We start from the raw sequence: 19,532 nt of genomic DNA, 5'->3' as shown, positions 1-19,532 counted from the left end.
ACGGGCAGATACGTTCTACCCTGGCTACTGTTATAATAAAACCATATAAAAAATGGTCAACCAGAAATATTTTCTGGCTGACCTTATAATACGAAAGTGGCAGAATAGTTGAAATAAAGTGAAACAAATTTACAGTCCATTCGTAAATAAATTAAGAATATCAAAAGAAGTACTATTCTTTCGCTGAAGATTCGGGAGCAGCTTGAATCAGAGCTTATTTATATTTTTGGGGAGGTTTTCAAATGAAATATTCTACGAAAATAACAGAATGTCCAAAATGTGGTGGGATAGAATTGGGGAAAGGAAAGCATAGTGGATATGGAGTAATGTACCCCAGTAATAAAATGAGTTTAGGTTCAGATGTTGGATACATTATTTGTTGTAAATGTGGATATATCATCGAAGGCTATGTAAAAAAGCCAGAGAAATTTAAAGGGACATTGATTGATTAGATTAATAAATTAGGTAAAACTGTACTAACAGGCAGAAGAGTTGAAGAACAAATATAGTTTTCTAGTAAGGAGTTAGTGGAATAAAACTTAATAAATTAAACGTTTTAGGATGGGTATTGCCTTATACAAGAAAGGAAATTGTGAGTTCGAAATATATAGAAACTTTGCTTATTACAATAGCTGTAACTCCATTTTGTTTAGTTGGAAATTATTTCATTGTGGATAGCATGAAATTCCAGTTTTCTTTGAAAAATCTCGTAATAACTTTCGGAGTTGTGATGATGGTTGCTGCATTTTACTTACCGTTTTTTTATAAGTTTAAAGCACAATATCTTTTATTCGTTTCTATACTTTTATCTACTGGAATTATGTTTTTGATGCGAAATATTCCTTATATACTAAACAAATATGATAATGATTTCTTCGTTTTTTTGAAGGGAATTTCGGAACTGCAATTATACGGGATTCTTGCTGTCATAGCAGTTAGTTTCTATGGATTATCATGGATGTTATCTATTCGTATCTACAAGAACAAAGCTTTTTAATATGAATGAAGTTATTCTATTCAAGAAATAGATATAGGAAGTAATAGGTAAAAATATTATTGTGAGCGCAATCTAACGGAGTGATTATGTATGATGGAACAAATGAAACATAATCACCTTATTTATTTGTCTATTCTTTTTCAAACCTTACAATACAAAGAGAAGATATATGTTTAGAAACACGAAGATGAGAGTTAAACCTGGGCTGTTTCTTCATTAAAAGATTTTATCGAAGGCTGAACAGGAACATTCAGTGTTTAACTGAAAAAATGTTGTCAAAGACCTTCACCTGAAAGGGAGGTTTGTTGAAGAAGGAATTTATTACAAACATATAGAATATATCAATAATCCAAGTTTGGAGATTGTGTCAACAATTGGAATTTCTTTAATGGGAGTGAGAAAAGATGGAAGTAAAATAACAAAAGAAGGGGAAATTAGGTAAAACGATTCAAGTGCGTTTAGTTTCAGATTTAAAAAAATCGCAGGAATACTACCGTGATGTTCTTGGATGTATAGTTGATGACTGGGGGCACGCAGAACGAGACGGGATGACCATAATTCTTCAGCAGCCGAGCGCTCCAGATGATGTGCGACCAAACGCAGCATCAAAAAAGCGTTCAGATTATCCTACCGATTGGGAAGGTCCTGAATTCGGATGGGACACATATATTCACGTTAGCTGGGATGACTTGGACACTTTGGTTGAAGAAATCCGTGGAAATGGTGGAAAAATTGAGGTGGAGCCTTTTACAGGTACACACGGTGGATGGGAGTTTAAAAATACCTGTATAAAAGACTCCGATGTATACAATATCGTACTAGGTTCAATGCGAGAAATTCGGCAATAAATCATACTTCTTTTGCTTATATTCTAAAAATAAAATAATTATTATCTAGTTTAACGAACAAGTATAGGGGCTGTAGATCAATTATAATTACAGTTTTTTTTCTTATTTCACTAAAGGAGCAGGCAGGTTTATAAAAAATGGTGATCTGTCAAACAATTTAATAAAGTAAGAGGTAATTAGTATCTGAATATTGAATTATTAAATTAAATAATATTTAGGGGATGAGTTTAAGTGAAAACACCGATTAAAAACCGAATTGGCGGTGTGTTTGTTCCGGTCCGTAATCTTGAGAAAGCAAAAGAATGGTACAGTAAAATACTTGGTTTGGAAGGCGGAGAAATATTCTTTGGACATCTATACACTGCACCAATGGAAGGTACAGCTGGATTAGTTTTAGATACCATGCCAAAATGGAGAAACGAAAATGGTAATATTTCAACTTATCAAGTTCCATCAATTCAATTTGTAACGAATGATATTCATGCCTCATATGAATTTATGAAAGTAAATGATGTTGAACTAGTAACAGACATTCAGGATAATTTTTATTTTGTGTTTAAAGACCCTGATGGTAATTTATTAATGATTTGTGAGGAAACAGCATAATAAAAATTTAGTGCATTAACTGAGGAGTTTCAATAATAAGCAGGAACGCTTTTTTTTAAGGGACAGATTAGTTAATAATTTAATTGACTAAATCAAAGATGGTTGTTATAATTTATAAAATTTTATAAACAACACAAAGATTGGGAATATTAAGGAATGTATGTTGTGCAGAGAGCTGCCGTTTGCTGAAAGGTAGTCAACAAAGTTCCCCAAGTCGCCTATGAGTGGTTAGACTGATATGTAGGTCTATACGGGTAAAATCCGTTATAATGTTGATGAGAAGGTTTGTCATATTTACTTTGCAAACTAATTAGAGTGGTACCACGTTAGGTTTAGCCTATCGTCTCTGTAGAGATGATAGGCTTTTTATTTTATTTGATCACAATGCAAATGGAGGAGTGTAATTATGATGAGAAGGAGTTGCTAAAGTTAATAAAGATTGTAAAGTTTTGGATAATTAATGTTTTTTATAGAATTTATCAATAATTTGGAGGATCTCTTATGAAATATGATAACCAAAATAAAACAATTACCACTAAAAGACTAGTATTAAGACTGTTTCAAAATTCTGATGCAGAAACTGTTACTAAACTTTGTAATAATTATAATATTTATAAAAATACATTGTACATACCTTATCCATACTCTATTGAGGATGCTTTAACGTGGATTGAACATCATCTAGATAATTATAATGCAAATAAATCATATGAATTTGCTATAACAGATAAGGAAAGTGGAGAGTTATATGGAGCTATAGCGCTAACTAACAACCAAAAGTTTAATAATGGTGAGATAGCTTATTGGATTGGTGAAGAATTTTGGGGTAATGGATATGCTACCGAGGCAGCGCTAGCCATCTTACAATTTGCATTCGAAGAAAAACAGTACCATAAAGTATTTGCTCGTTACTTGGAATCCAATCCAGCTTCGGGAAGAGTTATGCAAAAATTAGGCATGAAACAAGAAGGGATATTAATCGATCATGTGATGAAAGAAAATCAATATCAAAGTCTAATATATTATGGAATTTTTAACTCATAGGTTAACAGTTTACTACTCTTAATTCGAATGGCATTCCTTTAACAAAGGATGCTTTTTTTTCTTTTTGAAGGGCAGTTTAGCATACGAACAATCTTTTATACTGTACTACTTTTTTAGAAGGTAAATGGAAAAGTTGTAGAATAATTTATATCGAAATGGAAGGGTATATATGGAAAAAGTAAAACAAGACATCTATATTAAGAACTTTCTTCAAGTAAGACTTGTTTCAGATTTTAATAAATCAAAAATGTATTATCAAAATACCCTTGGATTTAATGTAGATGATTGGGGACACGAAGAACGTGGTAATAACCTAAGCTTTATCCTTCAACAAGCTAAGAATCCTGTTGATGTAAGACCTAACGCAAAACCAGACAATGTCCAGCGGGATGGAAAAAATATTGGATGGGATTCATATTTCTATTCTAATTTTAAGGGTGTTGGGAAGTTGTACGAGGAATATAAATCAAAAGGTGCAATTTTTGCATACGGACCAATAATTGAGACTATAGGAAATAAGCAATGGAAAGAATTCGCTGTTAAAGATGTAGATGGTTATGTAACGGTATTTGCTGGTAGTGATTAACTAATATTTATGTTAGTTGGGATGATTTGGATTCTCTTATTGAAGAAGTCAGTGGGAACTGGTGGAAATATTTCAGTGGAGCCAATTATGGGTAAACAAGGCAAATGGGAATTAAAAAACTTTTATACAAGACCCTGATGGATAAAACATCGTATTAAAATCAATTTTTGAAATATTGGAATATCTGAGTACTTAATGGCTTTTATATTCCATTCCTGTGGAGTTTGTTATGGTCTATTGCAAAGGAAATTAAAATAATCTTTTTGGTGGTGTTGACATGATTATTAACTTTCTAGGAGCAGTGTTTTTGAGGGTAACAGACTTGGAAATTTCTATGTCGTTCTATTCTAATGTACTTGGCCTAAAGCTACGTGATGTTGAACAATGGGATCATGCCAGAGGTGCTAATTATATAATAAGCGAAAATTCGCCAATACTTACATTAATAGAATCAAAAGAGAATTTTCAGATTCAACAATATCCAACATTCAATTTGAATTGTAGAAATATCTTAGAGCTGTATGAGAATTTGAAGAAACGAGGGGTTAAAGTAGGTGAATTAAATAATTGGTCATCTAACATGAATATACATGTAGATTTTGATATTTATGATTCTGATGGAAACGCCATTAATCTAATAGAATGGCAAAACTTACAGATGGAAATGTGAAAATGATATGCTCCAGAAATGTATTGATACAAAAAATCTTAGGTATGTTTAAATAGGGTACCTTTTGAAGGTGACAGATTTTTAGTGAGAGGTATAAAAATAAAAATGGAAGAAAAAAAGTTTGATATTTTAATGTTGTTTCAAATAATTTTTGCAATCCCTGTATTGTTAATTAATATTTACAGTTTGGTTACGGAAAACTTCAACTTACAATCAGTGAGTTTCATACTCATGAGTGCAATGTTCCTTGCAATAGGATTACGAGAATATAAAAGAACTCAGAGTTTATTGTGGAGTATCTTCTATTTGTGCATTTCGTTGTTCACTTTTTTCTTTGCTATTCAAGGCATTAATTAAAAATAAAGGCTGTTTTCTAAAAGATTGTTGTTTTTTGATGTGATGCAATATTGAAACTTAAAAATATTTTATGCGTCTAATAATAAAGAAGGATGTGATTTTTTGTTAAAAAAATTAATGTTTTTTATACTACTTATTTCTGTTCTTGGTGCTTGCGTTCAGCCAAAAGCAGAACAAGACACAAGACAACAAACAAGCAACAATTTAAATCCTGCAATTACTTTAGAAGAAATAGAAACTTACATAAAAGAACAGGGCTTGGAGTTAAAGGATGTAGATTTACCAGAGAATAACGTTTTTATTAAAGAGTTAAATGGCGTTTCACCTAAAGCATATTCTTTAGAAGGCACGACATTATCTATTTATATATTTCAATCAGTAGATGACCGAAAAGCTGGAATGGAAGCATTTGAAAAAGCTAATGCAAATGCTAAATTAGTGCCTTATAAAACCTTTACTATTAAAAACGTGTTAGTCTTTTATGTTGATGGTAAAGAAGCGATAAATACCAAATTAAGTTCTGCATTAAAGAGTTAAATTAAATACATTTTAAAAGTTGTTCTCTTATTTTAAGCTCTTCTAAACAGTTCAACGGTTATATAATTACGCTGAAATAAGCATTTGCTCTACTCGTTTATCAAATGCTAAATCCTTCCCTAATTCAAGCCACGAAACCAATAGAGATAGTTATCCAAATAATAAGTTCCTACACCTTGAAAATGCTCCATCCAATCTTTTAGTTGATTGTGAAAATTATTAACGTGTTGGATGTGATAAATTCTTTTTTTTTTCAAAAAACAAAGAAAGTTAGATTTCCAAGAAAAATAGAATGAGATTTTACATTGCATCTAGTTTTAAAAATATAGATCAGGTTAGGTAGACAGCTAAAAAAAACGAAGCGTGAAAGAAAACTTACTTCCTTTGAATTTGTAATGTATATAATAACTCGAACTGCTATTTTTCTATGGTTAATCAGTTTTTTTCTTATAAGATATGTAATATAAATGAGAGTCTTTTTAATACTGAAGGGACTGACCTCAAATGTGAAAACTGAACTAGATCAAAAACTTATTGATCAAGCAGTAATAATACAAACCTATAAATTTGTTTTTTATTATATGAATCTTGATATAGAATGAAGTGTCATACAATTTTTACATCATAAAGAATTGCTTCAATATTTCTCTTTAGAGACACTGTATAAGCAGCCTGCACATGTGTTTAAGTTATAAAAGAGACAATATTTCATTAGATACTAAATGATAGGGAGGTCTGTTTGTAATTGAGATTAGCTAACATAAACCAGGGAAATATCCAAGATATATGTTAGCTGTATAAAATGGAAAGTTTTTTGATCATTAATACTTATTTATTGTATAGGTACCAAGATATCTAGTAATGGTGGATACTGCTGGCATCCAAAAATATCACTTTCTCCTGGACTCCCACTAGGTGCATTTCTGATCATTGTAAATTTAATAGCGTATGCAGGATCAAATTCAACAAAGTCACTGATTCGATCCTCTGATATCATGAATAGTTCAGCTACTTTTTTTCTAGTTAGGACACCGCTATTTCGGACGAGTTCATAGTTACTTTTTTCTCGAAAAATAATATCAAATGTGATTTTATCTGTACCTGCATTTTTACTTCGAATAGTGTTTGCGAGTTCAGCTAATGTTTTTGTATCCATTACAATCCTCCATATGATTTTACTGTTTCGTTCACTGTTTCTATATGAAGTTCAAATAATTCCATAGGATCTTTTACTGGAACAGTGTGGTTTATCGTCCATGAATATGAAGCGGTTGATGGAAGCACTTCATCTACAATGAAGGCTGCAGTTCCAGCTGTACCTTTAACCTCTGGTAGACGTGCATAAAAGATTTGTCTAGTTCCCATTAATGTTATCGCTTCGGCCAGTTCCTTTGTTTCAGCAATACCTTCAATTACGATGCCTAGTTCGTGGGATTTTATTTCTTTTACAGGCTCCATATCACCCATTACTCCATTTTTTCCAAAAATACGGAAATTGAGATAGTATTCAATGTCAGGAAACTCTTCTGCTACTTGTTCCTGGCAAAGCTGAATAACTTTATCAATATTTTTGATGGTATAAGGATCACGAACGCCCGCAATTCCGATATATTTTTCGCCAACCTTCCCAGCACCTTCAAGTTTTACTTTAATGTCACCTTCAATAGGGACATATTTTTGTCCGGTTATCCTAGTTGTTCTTTCGTCAAATTGTTCGTATTTACAATTTGTCATATCAAGTAATCCACCTGCAAAATATTCAAAATAGGGATTGGCTCTTTCATACATTGCATGTCCTGCAACACTTGCAATTGTACAACGTTGGTGAGGTGCCATAGCGGTTACTTTTACATCTTGATGAGTGATTATTCCGATGACGCTTTCTTTTGCTCCGTATGGTTCTGCACAGAAGGATGCACACTCTAGCACTTTTCCAAGATAATATGCGTGTTCTTTAGGGAAACCTTCAAAAATGGCAGGTGCAGCAAAAATTGCACAGTCACTTGATCGTCCTCCAATAATGACATCTGCTCCCATTTCCAAAGCTTTTATAAAAGGGTGGATACCAGCAACTGCGACAACTCGAGTAGTTTTTTGAATCTCTTCTTTAGTTAAATTCTCTCTACCATCAAGGCCTTCAAGTATAATGTTATGATTCACTTTGTCGCTTAAATATGAAGTATCCACTTCTGAATAAAAGTAAGCGATTTTGAAAGGAGGAAGATTATGCTCCCTAGCAAGGTCTTTGATGATTTGGACATATAAATCTACACGACTGTTTGTACCACAATCGCCAGCTGAACCAACAAGCATTGGAACATTTTGCTCTCGAGAAGCGAGGAGCATTAATTCAAGATCATGCTTCTGCCATTTATACATACTTACTGAACGATCGGCTCCAAGTGCAGCAGCACCAATATCATCACTTCCAGAGTCGCAACAATAATAATCAGGCTTTGTGGCAGCAGCAAGATAAAAACTTTCTTCTTTTGTCGGTGCGAATCCAAGATGACCGTTTGGACTTACAATCCTAAGCTCTTTTTTCATAATAACGCCTCCAAATCATCACTTGTTATAACCACTGATAACAATATATTACCAATTTTATGTTATGTCAATTCTGAAAATTAAAAAAGTCACGAAATTTATTTATTTCGGGACTGATTTTTTGGTAAGGGCAATGTAAAACTATTTTCTTTTTATAACTTAACTAAGAAAGTTCTCTAACTCTAGCTTCATGGTTTAGCCCTTAAGGTCAAGCTTTTATCAAGGAAGTCAACTTCTGAATTCCAAGTTGAAAGCTAATTTGTTTCGAGACTAAACAAGGTGCTTGTGTAATTGTTCATAATAATTCAGGGAAATTTCTTTTGATAAAGAAGCGATATTTATCTCCTCTGTAAAATGCCTCACGATATTCAAGGGGAGTATTTTCGTTATACATAATGGACGTAACTTTAAAGATAGGCCAGCCTTCTTGCACTTTCAACAATTCAGAAAGTTGAACGTTGGAAGTTATCGATTCAAATGTCTGTTCTACATGAGTAGGCTTTATGAGAAGTTTACTACGATACAAGTCAAGTGTTGAGAAGGCAAGACCAGTCTTTTCAGCTTCACTCGCTTCGCGTTCCATCTCTTTACCAATATGGATAGGGAAAAAACTATCGTAAAAAACAATAGGATAACTGTCTCCATAACCAAGCAGTTTAATATTTGTTATCTGATCTGTTAAATCAACATTCAATACCTTGGCAAGTTGCACACTGCACAGCATATGTCCACAAGTAACAATTCTTGTAGAAGCGATAACTCCTTTTTGTATAAGTGTTTTCTGGAAGCTTTTTATCTCATTTAGTTGTTGTTCGAGTTTATTTTCCATTGAAACGAAGGTTCCGATGCCGTGTTTTCGTTGGAGTAATCCTTCATTCTCGATCATATCAATAGCCTGTCTTACAGTTATTCTGCTTACTTCATATAAGTCGCATAACTCTCTTTCAGGAGGGAGTTGTTTTCCATTCGCCCATTCACCAGATAATATCTTTTCTTTAAATAGAATCCCCAATTGTTCATAGAGAGGCACCGAACTATTACGTTTTAACATATTTTCACATCCTGTACCATTTTATGAGAGATTATAACATCTATTATTAAAAAAAGCCGAAAAATATAAAAATTAAATTTATCTGAAAAATTATTTCATAATTTAAAAAAGTCTGATATAATAAATTGAATTTCATATAACCACTGGTATAACTGGTTATGAAAAGAAGTGCAAATCGGAAAAAGGAGGAAAATTATGCTTGGAATACCTATGCCCATAATTTTTTTGTTGTTGTTAATTGTTTTTGTAGCTGTATTATTTCTCTATTTTAAGAGACCGATGTATGAAATTATGGCTTTATCGTTTCTATTGATGATCACTCTTTCAGGACAGTGGAATAAATTTTTAGAGTTTCTTTTATATCCATCGACAAGCAGTCTTTTTTACACAATTTTCGCTTTTATGATTATTGCTGTTTTATTCGATGCAACAAAAGTAGTTAATAAAATTGTCCAGATCATGCTGGCAATAGTAGGAAGGGTTCGTGGGGGAGCAGGTTATGTTGCTTTACTAGCAAGTACTTTTATGGCCGCACTTTCAGGATCAGGTCCAGGAAATGTAGCAGCTACAGGGGTATTTACAATTCCAATGATGAAAAGATCTGGATTTCCTGCACATTTAGCAGCAACTACAGAAATGTCATCTAGTATGTTAGGTAATATTATTCCTCCCGCAGGAATTATCTTTTTGAGCTATGGAATTCTTGAAAATACTGTACCAGGGAGCATATCGTTAAGCGGATGGATGCTAGCTGCATATTCGATAGGTGCCTGGTTCTTCTTACAAAGATGGTTAACGCTTTTTGTACTTTGTAGGGTATATAAGGTACGACCAATACCATCAAATGAAATCCCTTCATTGTCGGAATCATTTAAACTTGGTTGGTCAGCACTTGTTATTCCAGCTTTAATTTTCATCCCACTATTTATCGATGCACAAGCAAAAGATTGGTTGATTGCTAGAATTGGCGAAAATGGAAGCGCATCCTTTTCTAGTTCAGTATTAATGTTCACTCCCGGAATTGCTGGTGCCTATGCTATTTGGACTGGAAGAAAATCTTTATCAGATAGGAAAGTGAAATTTGGGGCATTGGTAGAAATAGTTAAAAGTTCTTTAACTAAGGTAGTGCCTATTGCCGTTACTATATATTTTGCTTACGCGACTTCACAAGCTTTTGTGGGCATTGGTGCAGAGGAGCAAATCAAGCAATGGTTCATGTCATTAGGTCTTAATGTCACTGCTTTTGTTATTATCCTCCCGATTTTCTTTGCGTTATTGGGAATGGTTCTACCTGGTACTGCCCAGGTTGCTATTTTAGGTGGAGCTATGATTGCTTCTTTTAGTGCACTCGGAGGAAACCCTGTTTTGTTTGCTGCCTTACTTCCAGCTATGACTGGTGCGATGGAAGGAATGACACCACCACTTGCTCTTGGTTTATTTGTAGCAATGGGTATAGCTGATTCGGATTTTTATAAAACAACAAAATTGGCAATCATTTGGATCATTCTCCATCTCATTTTAAGTATTCTACTATTAACGGGAATACTGCCTATTCTTGGATTATAGTTTTTTGTTATTTGAAATAAATCCTATTTTATTTTTCAGGAAAAGAGAGAATTTGAGTTTTGTATAAAGACTTAATACATGAGGAGGTAAAAAACTTGAATATTCTTCAAAAGGTTTATTCTTATGTCTCTATTTTAACTATTCTTTTAGGTTTTATTGTAGGTTTAATGTATTTAATAGCTGTTATTATTGGTGGTTCAGGTGGGGAAATGATTGCTATTTTTTCGGGAAAGGTAATGTTCTGGGGGATCAAGTTAGCGGCAATAGCAGTACTTTTCGGAATAATAAATATTTATATTTCGAAGGAACATTCACTTACAATTCAGGCAGATAAAAAAGAATTAAAAAATATTCAGAGGGATAGTAAAGATGGAATAAGCAGCTCGATTTAGTGAATTACCTATAATTCAAATGATTCTAGTCATATTTTAAATGTTTTAAGCTTGTGATGGACAATAAAAGTAGGGTCAGTCCCCAGTGAAGGAAAATATTTATTTTCCGGGTGACTGACCTTAGTTTTTTGTTAAATCCCCCTGAAGTCAAGATATATTTCTGCAAATTCCAAAAATAAAGATATTGTAGAATATTGTCGTATTTATTATAATATTTTTAATTGATATAATAGTTATGAATAAAAAATGGAATATAGTATATTGCAAAGTTAGCATTTTAACAGCAGGGGGGAACAATTGTGATTAGTGTTGTGAAAAAGTGGAATCATTTAAGTCTAGTAAAACAAATATGTATAGGTTTAATAATCGGAATTATTTTGGCAGTCGCCATTCCGACGGTAGCCAAGCCATTCGTCATATTAGGCTCTTTATTTGTAGGTGCATTGAAGGCAATTGCACCTGTATTGGTATTGTTCTTAGTAATGTCGGCCATTGCTCAGCACAAGAGTGGGCAGAAAACGAATATGAAATCTATTATCGTCCTCTATCTTTTAGGAACCTTTTTAGCTGGGGTAGTAGCGGTTATTGCAAGCTATATGTTTCCGGTCAGTTTAAAGCTGGCAACGGGTAATAATGAATTGACAGCTCCTGGCGGTGTTGTCGAAGTTCTTAGAAAATTGCTGATGAACGTTGTAGATAACCCAATCAAAGCCATTTACAATGCGAACTATATCGGGATCTTATCTTGGGCAATCCTTCTTGGTTTAGCTTTAAAAAACGCCCCAGATACAACAAAAACAATGATTTCGAATGTTTCAGATGCAGTATCCAAAATCGTTACATGGGTAATAAAATTTGCCCCATTTGGAATTATGGGTCTAGTTATTGAGTCTATTACGACAAATGGTCTTGATTCATTATTGAGTTATGGAAAATTACTTGCTGTTTTGATTGGATGTATGATTTTTGTAGCACTTGTTGTCAATCCTATCATTGTGTATGTATGTATCCGTCAAAATCCGTATCCGTTAGTGTTTAAGTGCTTAAATGAAAGTGCTATTACAGCATTCTTTACACGAAGCTCTGCTGCAAACATTCCTGTAAATATGAGATTATGCGAGAAATTAGGTTTAGATAAAGATACTTATTCTGTATCCATTCCATTAGGTGCAACGATCAATATGGCTGGTGCAGCTGTTACAATTTCTGTTTTGACACTTGCAGCTGTTCATACACTTGGTATTCATGTGGACATTCCTACGGCTATTATTCTCAGCGTCCTTGCAGCTGTATGTGCTTGTGGAGCTTCAGGTGTTGCTGGCGGTTCCTTGTTGCTGATACCATTAGCATGTAGCTTATTTGGAATTTCGAATGATGTTGCGATGACCGTAGTTGGAGTAGGCTTTATCGTAGGTGTTTTACAAGATTCTTGCGAAACTGCACTCAACTCTTCCACAGACGTACTTTTTACAGCTGCAGCTGAATTTAGGAAGCGTCGTAAAGAAGGGAAAAAAATAGATATCAATAAAGTAGCATAAAGAAGAAAGCCCCTATCTGTGTGATAGCGGGCTTCCCTTTTTTATACTATTTCAAAATATGGTAATATCTAACTAGAAATTATAAGTTATGGGGGCTCTAACATGCCAATCTACAACAAACTTGTCCGTGACAACATCCCGGAAATTATTAAATCTAATGGGAAAACCCCTAAAATATCTACCTTATCAGATGAAGAATACATAATAGAATTAAAGAAAAAGAGTATTGAAGAAATACAAGAATATATAGAAACTAGTAATGATAACGATGCACTGGAAGAGTTGGCGGATGTATTAGAAATTATACATGCTTGTGCAAAAATCCATAATGCTGATTTCGATAAGGTAGAAGCCATAAGAAGAGAAAAAGCGGAGCATCGTGGGGGATTTGAGAAAAAAACCTTTTTATTTGAGGTAGAGGAATAAGCTGCATTTTATTTGGAGAGAGAATAAGAATGTTTGAATAGATTAAAATAATGAAGCTAATCAAGCGAAAATGGAACTTAAAAAGGTTGTACAAATATTATTATTTTGGATATTCTGTAGAGTATAATTGAATTATTTGATATATATAGGGACTTAGAGATTCTGAATCTTCTGCTAAAAAAGTGTTGCAAAAATTATTTTCTGTATGATAAACTAAATTTAGTTGTTTTTTTACCCCAATCTTTTGAAATAGAGCATTTTACTTTTCATACGATAACTGAATATACATTTATTTTTAATGGAGGAGTCTGTCACCAAGGGATACTTATGTCCCTTAACGACAGGCTTTTTTATATTTTAATAGATAAAAATATTAGAAAGTGAGGAATTACATTTATGATCATTGGTTTATCAATTATACTGGTGCTCGTGCTATTGCTGCCGTTCACTAAGGTAGTTGAGCGTAACTTGGAAGTATTCCTGTTTATTATGGGGATTCTATCTGTACTTGTTAGTAAGTCATTGGACTGGAATCTAATAGAAGAAGCTTTGCTTCATCCGATTAATATTACATTAGCAGTACTTGTTGCCGGTCTTTTGTTCAGATGGTTCCAGGGACCGATTGAAAAAGGGATATTGGGGCTTAGTAAAGCAATTCCATATCGAATGTTTATTGCATTATTTGTAATTATTCTTGGATTCATTTCTAGTGTGATTACTGCTATTATTGCTGCTATTATCCTTGTTGCTGTTGTAAGCGTTTTAAAAATGGATAGAAAATCAGAAATTTCCTTAGTTGTTTTAGCATGCTTTGCAATTGGAATGGGAGCAGTTTTGACACCGATTGGAGAACCTCTTTCGACAATCGTGGTTAGTAAACTAGACGAAAGTTTCTTCTATTTGTTGAAATCTATTGGTGTGTATGTCATCCCAGGTGTCATCGCTTTCGGGGTACTCGCTGCATTCATGGTTAAATCGAGAGATGAATCAGCGGCCATTTTGGCAAAAAATGAAGTAGCAACTGCATCAGATTTAGAAGAGACAAAGAAGAAGGAACAAAATGAAGTGGAAAATGAAACACCATACCAAAAAGAAACGTATACAGAAATTATTATTCGTAGTCTAAAAATTTATTTATTTGTAATGGCATTAACTTTTCTTGGTGCAGGATTTCAACCGTTTATCGATAAATTCCTACTCGGCTTACATCCGTTAGTTATGTATTGGATCAATATCATTTCAGCCATATTAGATAATGCAACCTTGGCTGCTGCTGAAGTAAGCCCAGTCATGAATGAATCGACCATTCAAGCTCTGTTACTGGGACTTATCATCAGTGGAGGAATGCTGATTCCAGGAAACATCCCGAATATTATTTCAGCAGGGAAGCTCAAAATTACCAGCCTGGAATATGCACGAATTGCTTTTCCTATCGGCCTTATTTCCATGGTCCTATTCTTTATTGTCATTGTTATAGTTGGTTAATAGAAGTGTTAAAATAGAAAGAATATCTATTAGTAAAAAATAAGAAGTTGATATAAAAGGCTTTATAATTTTATTTAGCTTCATGGGGAGAAAAAGTTATGGAAATCATTCAACTAGATCTGAAATTTATGTATAACGAAAGTGAAATGGTTATTCATCCTACTATAATTAAAGATGAAAATGAAATCATTTTAGTTGATTGTGGATACCCTGGTATGCTTCCAATATTGGAAGCAGAACTTAAAAGTAAAGGAATTTTACCTGAATCACTAACGAAGGTGTTAATTACTCATCATGATGATGATCATATGGGAGCATTATTTGAATTAAAGGAAAAATACCCTAATATCAAAGTTATAGCAAGTGAAATTGAAAAAGGCTATGTTACTGGAGAAAAAAAGTCTCTTCGTCTTATTCAAGCAGAGGAAATGCTAGTGAACTTACCAGAGACAGAGAAAGATTTCGGATTAGCAGTTATTGATCGTTTGAAAAAAATAAAGAATGTACCAGTCGATATCGTTATTAAAGATGGTGACTCTTTTGATTGGGCTGGAGGCTGTAAAATACTTTTAACTCCATGTCATACACCAGGTCACATATCAATTTAAAATAAGAAATTGGATACGATCATCACAGGAGATGCAGCAGTAATTGAAGATAAAGTTTTGAATGTTGCAAATCCTAATTTTACATTAAACCTTGAGGAAGCAAAAGAATCATTAGATAAATTAATAAAATTAAATGCTAGAAAATATTATTGTTATCATGGTGGTTTATTTTTATATGATAAATGAAAAGCATTTAAACATCATGTGGATTTAGTTAAATAATGGAAGCGTATATACTATGATTTTTTTAAAATGATTATTGTAGATTTTCAATTAAGAGGTACTTTTCTTTAAATAAGGAAAGTGCTTTTTAATTTGGGGCAGGAATGTTTAGATTTATGTATTGGCACCATGTTTATTATTCTATATGAATTATTTCTCAAAGGAAAAATGTATAGATACTAATATCTAACCATTTTTTAAAACTGTTCTTATTATACGAACTGGAAGGTTTGATGAAGAAGATAGAATATTTGTCGAACGAATTAATCATAGAAATAAAGGATTTGTTTAAAATATATGGAATATTTATAGTGTTTTGAAAAAAGTAAAAGGTGGTAAGACAATTGGTGAAAAATTGAAATGTAGTCCAGTTAAGTGCGAAGTTGCATCAGTAATTTTGTGGAGTAGAGATTTAAAGAAATCTGTGGATTTATATAGTAAGTTACTTGGTTTGCCAATAGAAGAAAAAGATAATTTTAGAACTTTACACATATTCCGTTTATCAAATGGATTAGAGATAATGATTGATTCTAATGGAATGAATAAAATTCCAGTACCTCAATCTGCCTCTCCATTATTCTTTATGCCAGCTGATGATATTGATAAAGCTGCTGATTATGTTCATGACCTTGGCTTTGAAATTATTTATGGTGGAATTCATAGAAACCACGCGGTATCTTTCTTTAATATGAGGGATGAAGACTTTAACGTTATTACGATTTGTCAGAAGCATAAATAAAATAATAGAAAAAAAGAGATTGTGAACAATAAACTACAGTGTGATTGTTTAATAAGAACAGACACTTGTTTATTGTCTAGAAAACTAGTGCATTGTATTCCTTTAACTAACTATAAAATTATTAATCAGGAGTGAGAAAATTGGAAGTTACTCAAGTACAAAAGTCGTTATTCAGTAGAATTGGATATCTCTATATACCAGCTAATAATATTGATGAAACAATTGAATGGTATCAAAATAAACTTGGATTTAAGCTTAAAGCTCCAAAGTTTCAGGATGATATTGGTTATGTAGCAGTATTAACACCGCCGGAAGGAAATGTTGTATTACTCCTTGTAGAAACAAGGGACAATACAACAGCAGATTTTTTACGCGATGGTCGCCTGTATCAAACCTTTACTTTGAATTGCTCAGACCTTGAATATACACATAAATCATTAAAGAATAATGGTGTAGAAGTTACCGAAATTTGTATGCGTGGGGAAAATGCAAAATACTTTGTCTTTACAGACCCATCAGGTAATCAAATTGAGGCTGCTTGGTCTATATGGGATTAGGTGACTATAAAATAATTGCTTTTCGATGTAGTGACACTTATTTTTTTAACTAACAGGTGCGTTAATCAAAGAAGGATTAACGCTTTTTTTGTTAAAGTTATTAAGCTAAGGAAGCAGTATAGTTCAGGGAGATTGAAACTTCAAAATAAAGAAAACGTACTATTTTAATAGAGGGAAATTTAAAAAGGTGGTAAATGATAGATGATTTTTCTTGGCATTATTTTAATAGTTATTGGCGTTTTTATGATAATTAAGCCTTCTGTCTTCTGGTTAATAACACAGCGTTGGAAATCAACCGACGGTACGGAACCTTCATATTTATACATTTGGTCAACCCGTTTTGGGGGTATAATGATAACGCTTGCTGGTATCGGAGGGGTCATTGCTTTTTTTCTTTCAAAAAGTTGACTCTAATTTAAGCTATGGGTGCGTTAATGAAGAAGGATTAACGCTTTTTTTGTTAAAGTTATTAAACTAATGGGGAAGTTAGAGGAAGAAGGATTTTTGGTATTACCCAATTAACCTCTTTAATGAACAGATAAGTAAAGAAACTAAAAGTGCACATTGAGAATACGATCATTGTCTAAGCATATAAGGAAAATCGATACGCTAATTCGAATTACAATCTATCTCAAATTAATGGAATAAATGTTTATTGTAAATGTCGAAGGTGACATTTGCAAATAATATGTGTTTAGTTCTTGGTAATGATCTGTGAACTATTAGATTATTAAATAAGTAAAAATATCCAAGAAATAAAGTGAAAGGATAAATCCCTTATGAAACCATCACCGAATAAATCTTTTGTGTCACATGATATTCGAGTTGCCCGATATGCAGCTGTGTCTACTACATTAGCGTTGCTTTCTGATGAAAGGCTTCGAGAACGAGTAGAAGATGCTACTGTTCTTAATACTGGCATAGGTGGTACAACGGCTTTGTTGCAGCTTGAGGACACGGACATATTCTTGAAAATAATACCACTTACGGAATTGGAAAGGCACAATTTCATGTTCACTGGAAACGTGTTTAAACTTCCTGCATTTTGCCACTATGGAATAGGATCACCAGGCGGTAGCGTGTGGCGTGAGGTAGCTGCCCATACAATGACCACCAATTGGGTACTGGCTAAACAGTGTGAGAGTTTTCCGTTAATGTATCACTGGCGGGTGTTAAAAAGTTCAGATCGAAGTATCCAAATCTCAGAGGAACTGAGCGATATCCCCAGAATGGTTAAGTTTTGGGGTTCCACAAAAGTGCAGGATCGTCTCGAGGCTCTTGAGCAATCAGTGTACAGTGTTGTACTTTTTTGTGAGTACCTTCCCTATAACCTACACGGCTGGCTTACGGAACAGGTAGATAATGGTGAAAATGCAGCCACTTCTGCGTTAGCCATGGTGGATATCAATTTGCGATCCGCTGTTTCCTTTATGAATTCAAACGGGTTACTGCATTTCGATATTCACTTTAAGAATGTTTTAACTGACGGACATCTTGTTTATATAACGGACTTCGGTCTAGCAACGTCTTCACGGTTTGAACTGTCCGATTCTGAAATGGATTTTCTCGAATTGAACACAACTCATGATGGGTGTTATGTGGTAACACATTTGGTGAACTGGCTTGTAACGGCATTGATGGGTAAGGTGAATCGAGCTGAACGAATAGACTTCATCCGCCGGTGTGCTAAAGGTGATGAGTTGCCAGAGGTGATGAATTTAGCAGCGGGGATTATCATGCGATACGCTCCAATTGCTGTAGTGATGAATGATTTCTACACAAATCTCATTTCGAAGAGCAGAACTACGCCATTTCCAGTCGATGAGATTGAATGGGTTTGTACAAAAATTGGATTTGAACCGCTTTCCTTTGATGCCGAGCTTGTCTAGTATGTTTTTGAATTTTTTTTTATGGTAATAAAGTGAAGAGATTGTTCCAAAACAATTTATCCGAGGTGTCCAGAATATGCAAGGATTTATCCATAACCTTGTGTATTCTGGACTTTTATACGTGTTTGGAGGTAATAATGAAATAGTAAAAAAATTACTTCTAAATCAACTAATTAGGTTGTATTTTAGAAAATTAGAGCTCTTATTAGACTAATGGGAGTTTAGTTGAACAAGAACATAAATAAAAGGATTTTTGTGCTGTTTCTAGAACTTATTTCTAGAAGGAGTTGAGGATATGAAAAGGTTAGTCATTATTACAGTAGGTAAAACCCATTCTGGAAAAACTACATTTGCAAATGCTTTAAAAAAACAGTTAAATAACTCTTTTGTTATGGACCAAGATAATCACGCAGAATTTATTAATACTTATTATAAGAACTTACAACCCAAAAAAGGACCTAATACTCTTAAGCATTCTCTCTCAAGGCTAATTGTTGATTATGCCAAAGAACACACAGATTTTCACTTTATTATTTGTAACTCAAATCGAAGTAGAAAAGGACGATTGTATTTACTTGAAGAGGTATTTAAAACTGATGAGTTTGTCCGTATCTTGGTTCATTTTGATATTCCCGATGCTAATCTTCGAGAAAGAGTAATTCGAAGTCAAAGAAGTACGAATATATTTAGGGGCCCATATACAAATTTTGAGGAAGTTCTTGCCAGGCAACAGGCTGAATCTTTAAAAGAAGATGTAGTTGATCCAATAGAAGGTGAGGCGGACTATTTATTTGTAATTAAAGACAACGAGGAAACTAATTCAGTTATTCAAAAAATTATTCATATTGAAGGGCAGTTAAGTTGAGA

The 19,532-nt window shown here is 33.4% G+C and carries 24 protein-coding genes, 1 pseudogene and 1 other annotated feature; of the genes and pseudogenes, 21 read left to right on the top strand and 4 right to left on the bottom strand.

Annotated elements, in window-relative coordinates; genetic code table 11:
- Window positions 1-242: 242 nt before the first annotated feature.
- The 9 genes from ACQKP0_RS21295 (at window position 243) to ACQKP0_RS21255 (ending at window position 5,645) form a co-directional block, all read left to right on the top strand.
- A complete protein-coding gene (locus ACQKP0_RS21295) occupies window positions 243-452 on the top strand; it encodes a transcription initiation factor TFIIIB (RefSeq protein ID WP_427407844.1) in 210 nt (69 codons plus the stop codon).
- Between the two features lie 80 nt (window positions 453-532).
- Window positions 533-997 (top strand): ABC-2 transporter permease, encoded by a 465-nt coding sequence (locus ACQKP0_RS21290; protein ID WP_427407847.1) that lies wholly within the window; start codon window positions 533-535, stop codon window positions 995-997.
- Window positions 998-1,449: 452 nt separating this feature from the next.
- The gene (locus ACQKP0_RS21285; RefSeq protein WP_427407843.1) at window positions 1,450-1,845 is read left to right on the top strand and encodes a VOC family protein; all 396 of its coding nucleotides are present in this window, start codon (window positions 1,450-1,452) and stop codon (window positions 1,843-1,845) included.
- A 231-nt stretch (window positions 1,846-2,076) separates the two neighbouring features.
- Entirely contained in the window at window positions 2,077-2,451 is a 375-nt protein-coding gene (locus ACQKP0_RS21280) for a VOC family protein (RefSeq protein ID WP_427407842.1), read from the top strand.
- 127 nt (window positions 2,452-2,578) lie between these two features.
- Window positions 2,579-2,802 (top strand) — a binding site (T-box leader).
- Window positions 2,803-2,952: 150 nt separating this feature from the next.
- Entirely contained in the window at window positions 2,953-3,495 is a 543-nt protein-coding gene (locus ACQKP0_RS21275) for a GNAT family N-acetyltransferase (protein ID WP_427407841.1), read from the top strand.
- 169 nt (window positions 3,496-3,664) lie between these two features.
- Window positions 3,665-4,081 carry a VOC family protein gene (locus ACQKP0_RS21270; RefSeq protein ID WP_427407840.1) on the top strand — a complete coding sequence of 139 codons (417 nt, stop codon included), beginning with the start codon at window positions 3,665-3,667 and terminating at the stop codon, window positions 4,079-4,081.
- Between the two features lie 307 nt (window positions 4,082-4,388).
- Entirely contained in the window at window positions 4,389-4,751 is a 363-nt protein-coding gene (locus ACQKP0_RS21265) for a VOC family protein (protein ID WP_427407839.1), read from the top strand.
- A 105-nt stretch (window positions 4,752-4,856) separates the two neighbouring features.
- A complete protein-coding gene (locus ACQKP0_RS21260; RefSeq protein ID WP_427407838.1) occupies window positions 4,857-5,108 on the top strand; it encodes a DUF3953 domain-containing protein in 252 nt (83 codons plus the stop codon).
- Between the two features lie 102 nt (window positions 5,109-5,210).
- Entirely contained in the window at window positions 5,211-5,645 is a 435-nt protein-coding gene (locus ACQKP0_RS21255; RefSeq protein ID WP_427407837.1) for a hypothetical protein, read from the top strand.
- A gap of 32 nt (window positions 5,646-5,677) precedes the next feature.
- On the opposite strand, the pseudogene ACQKP0_RS21250 reads toward ACQKP0_RS21255, so the two are convergent.
- The 4 genes and pseudogenes from ACQKP0_RS21250 to ACQKP0_RS21235 form a co-directional block, all read right to left on the bottom strand.
- Window positions 5,678-5,896, bottom strand: a pseudogene (locus ACQKP0_RS21250) (IS1595 family transposase); the annotation flags it as partial.
- 581 nt (window positions 5,897-6,477) lie between these two features.
- Window positions 6,478-6,801, bottom strand: a complete 324-nt coding sequence (locus ACQKP0_RS21245) for a DUF4387 domain-containing protein (protein ID WP_427407836.1) — start codon at window positions 6,799-6,801, stop codon at window positions 6,478-6,480.
- On the bottom strand, window positions 6,801-8,192 hold the full coding sequence (locus ACQKP0_RS21240; RefSeq protein WP_427407835.1) for an acyclic terpene utilization AtuA family protein: 1,392 nt from the start codon (window positions 8,190-8,192) through the stop codon (window positions 6,801-6,803). The genes ACQKP0_RS21245 and ACQKP0_RS21240 overlap by 1 nt, the downstream gene beginning before the upstream one ends.
- A 295-nt stretch (window positions 8,193-8,487) precedes the next feature.
- Window positions 8,488-9,243, bottom strand: coding sequence for a GntR family transcriptional regulator (locus tag ACQKP0_RS21235; protein ID WP_427407834.1), 756 nt, complete (start codon window positions 9,241-9,243; stop codon window positions 8,488-8,490).
- A 195-nt stretch (window positions 9,244-9,438) separates the two neighbouring features.
- On the opposite strand from ACQKP0_RS21235, the gene ACQKP0_RS21230 reads away from it, so the two are divergent.
- From ACQKP0_RS21230 to ACQKP0_RS21175, 12 genes are all read left to right on the top strand, one after another.
- Window positions 9,439-10,809 carry a TRAP transporter large permease subunit gene (locus ACQKP0_RS21230; RefSeq protein WP_427407833.1) on the top strand — a complete coding sequence of 457 codons (1,371 nt, stop codon included), beginning with the start codon at window positions 9,439-9,441 and terminating at the stop codon, window positions 10,807-10,809.
- 95 nt (window positions 10,810-10,904) lie between these two features.
- Complete coding sequence (locus ACQKP0_RS21225) at window positions 10,905-11,201, top strand: hypothetical protein (RefSeq protein WP_427407832.1); 297 nt, start codon at window positions 10,905-10,907, stop codon at window positions 11,199-11,201.
- Between the two features lie 299 nt (window positions 11,202-11,500).
- On the top strand, window positions 11,501-12,739 hold the full coding sequence (gene sstT / locus ACQKP0_RS21220) for a serine/threonine transporter SstT (protein ID WP_427407831.1): 1,239 nt from the start codon (window positions 11,501-11,503) through the stop codon (window positions 12,737-12,739).
- Window positions 12,740-12,841: 102 nt separating this feature from the next.
- A complete protein-coding gene (locus ACQKP0_RS21215; protein ID WP_427407830.1) occupies window positions 12,842-13,165 on the top strand; it encodes a nucleoside triphosphate pyrophosphohydrolase in 324 nt (107 codons plus the stop codon).
- Between the two features lie 396 nt (window positions 13,166-13,561).
- Window positions 13,562-14,650 (top strand): DUF1646 family protein, encoded by a 1,089-nt coding sequence (locus tag ACQKP0_RS21210; protein WP_427407829.1) that lies wholly within the window; start codon window positions 13,562-13,564, stop codon window positions 14,648-14,650.
- A 98-nt stretch (window positions 14,651-14,748) separates the two neighbouring features.
- Window positions 14,749-15,258, top strand: a complete 510-nt coding sequence (locus ACQKP0_RS21205) for an MBL fold metallo-hydrolase (protein WP_427407828.1) — start codon at window positions 14,749-14,751, stop codon at window positions 15,256-15,258.
- Window positions 15,259-15,267: 9 nt separating this feature from the next.
- On the top strand, window positions 15,268-15,444 hold the full coding sequence (locus ACQKP0_RS21200) for a hypothetical protein (protein WP_427407827.1): 177 nt from the start codon (window positions 15,268-15,270) through the stop codon (window positions 15,442-15,444).
- Window positions 15,445-15,796: 352 nt separating this feature from the next.
- Complete coding sequence (locus ACQKP0_RS21195) at window positions 15,797-16,219, top strand: VOC family protein (RefSeq protein WP_427407826.1); 423 nt, start codon at window positions 15,797-15,799, stop codon at window positions 16,217-16,219.
- Window positions 16,220-16,359: 140 nt separating this feature from the next.
- Window positions 16,360-16,776, top strand: coding sequence for a VOC family protein (locus tag ACQKP0_RS21190; protein ID WP_427407825.1), 417 nt, complete (start codon window positions 16,360-16,362; stop codon window positions 16,774-16,776).
- 201 nt (window positions 16,777-16,977) lie between these two features.
- Window positions 16,978-17,184: a DUF6199 family natural product biosynthesis protein gene (locus ACQKP0_RS21185; protein WP_427407824.1), complete on the top strand. Its 207-nt coding sequence runs from the start codon at window positions 16,978-16,980 to the stop codon at window positions 17,182-17,184.
- 371 nt (window positions 17,185-17,555) lie between these two features.
- On the top strand, window positions 17,556-18,665 hold the full coding sequence (locus ACQKP0_RS21180) for a protein kinase (protein ID WP_427407823.1): 1,110 nt from the start codon (window positions 17,556-17,558) through the stop codon (window positions 18,663-18,665).
- Between the two features lie 295 nt (window positions 18,666-18,960).
- Complete coding sequence (locus ACQKP0_RS21175; RefSeq protein ID WP_427407822.1) at window positions 18,961-19,530, top strand: AAA family ATPase; 570 nt, start codon at window positions 18,961-18,963, stop codon at window positions 19,528-19,530.
- The last annotated feature ends 2 nt before the right edge of the window (window positions 19,531-19,532 follow it).

This window comes from Heyndrickxia sp. NPDC080065 (genome assembly GCF_050281185.1).
In the GTDB taxonomy this organism is placed as follows: Bacteria; Bacillota; Bacilli; order Bacillales; family Bacillaceae_C; genus Heyndrickxia.
The sequence above is the reverse complement of the archived record's forward strand: the minus strand, read 5'-3'. Positions and strand labels throughout refer to the sequence as shown.

Coding starts and splice junctions, on each gene's coding strand:
- ACQKP0_RS21295 (WP_427407844.1), top strand. CDS start 243: ATGAAATATTCTACGAAAATAACAGAATGTCCAAAATGTGGTGGGATA.
- ACQKP0_RS21275 (WP_427407841.1), top strand. CDS start 2,953: ATGAAATATGATAACCAAAATAAAACAATTACCACTAAAAGACTAGTA.
- ACQKP0_RS21270 (WP_427407840.1), top strand. CDS start 3,665: ATGGAAAAAGTAAAACAAGACATCTATATTAAGAACTTTCTTCAAGTA.
- ACQKP0_RS21260 (WP_427407838.1), top strand. CDS start 4,857: ATGGAAGAAAAAAAGTTTGATATTTTAATGTTGTTTCAAATAATTTTT.
- ACQKP0_RS21245 (WP_427407836.1), bottom strand. CDS start 6,801: ATGGATACAAAAACATTAGCTGAACTCGCAAACACTATTCGAAGTAAA.
- ACQKP0_RS21240 (WP_427407835.1), bottom strand. CDS start 8,192: ATGAAAAAAGAGCTTAGGATTGTAAGTCCAAACGGTCATCTTGGATTC.
- ACQKP0_RS21235 (WP_427407834.1), bottom strand. CDS start 9,243: ATGTTAAAACGTAATAGTTCGGTGCCTCTCTATGAACAATTGGGGATT.
- ACQKP0_RS21230 (WP_427407833.1), top strand. CDS start 9,439: ATGCTTGGAATACCTATGCCCATAATTTTTTTGTTGTTGTTAATTGTT.
- ACQKP0_RS21215 (WP_427407830.1), top strand. CDS start 12,842: ATGCCAATCTACAACAAACTTGTCCGTGACAACATCCCGGAAATTATT.
- ACQKP0_RS21210 (WP_427407829.1), top strand. CDS start 13,562: ATGATCATTGGTTTATCAATTATACTGGTGCTCGTGCTATTGCTGCCG.
- ACQKP0_RS21205 (WP_427407828.1), top strand. CDS start 14,749: ATGGAAATCATTCAACTAGATCTGAAATTTATGTATAACGAAAGTGAA.
- ACQKP0_RS21185 (WP_427407824.1), top strand. CDS start 16,978: ATGATTTTTCTTGGCATTATTTTAATAGTTATTGGCGTTTTTATGATA.
- ACQKP0_RS21180 (WP_427407823.1), top strand. CDS start 17,556: ATGAAACCATCACCGAATAAATCTTTTGTGTCACATGATATTCGAGTT.
- ACQKP0_RS21175 (WP_427407822.1), top strand. CDS start 18,961: ATGAAAAGGTTAGTCATTATTACAGTAGGTAAAACCCATTCTGGAAAA.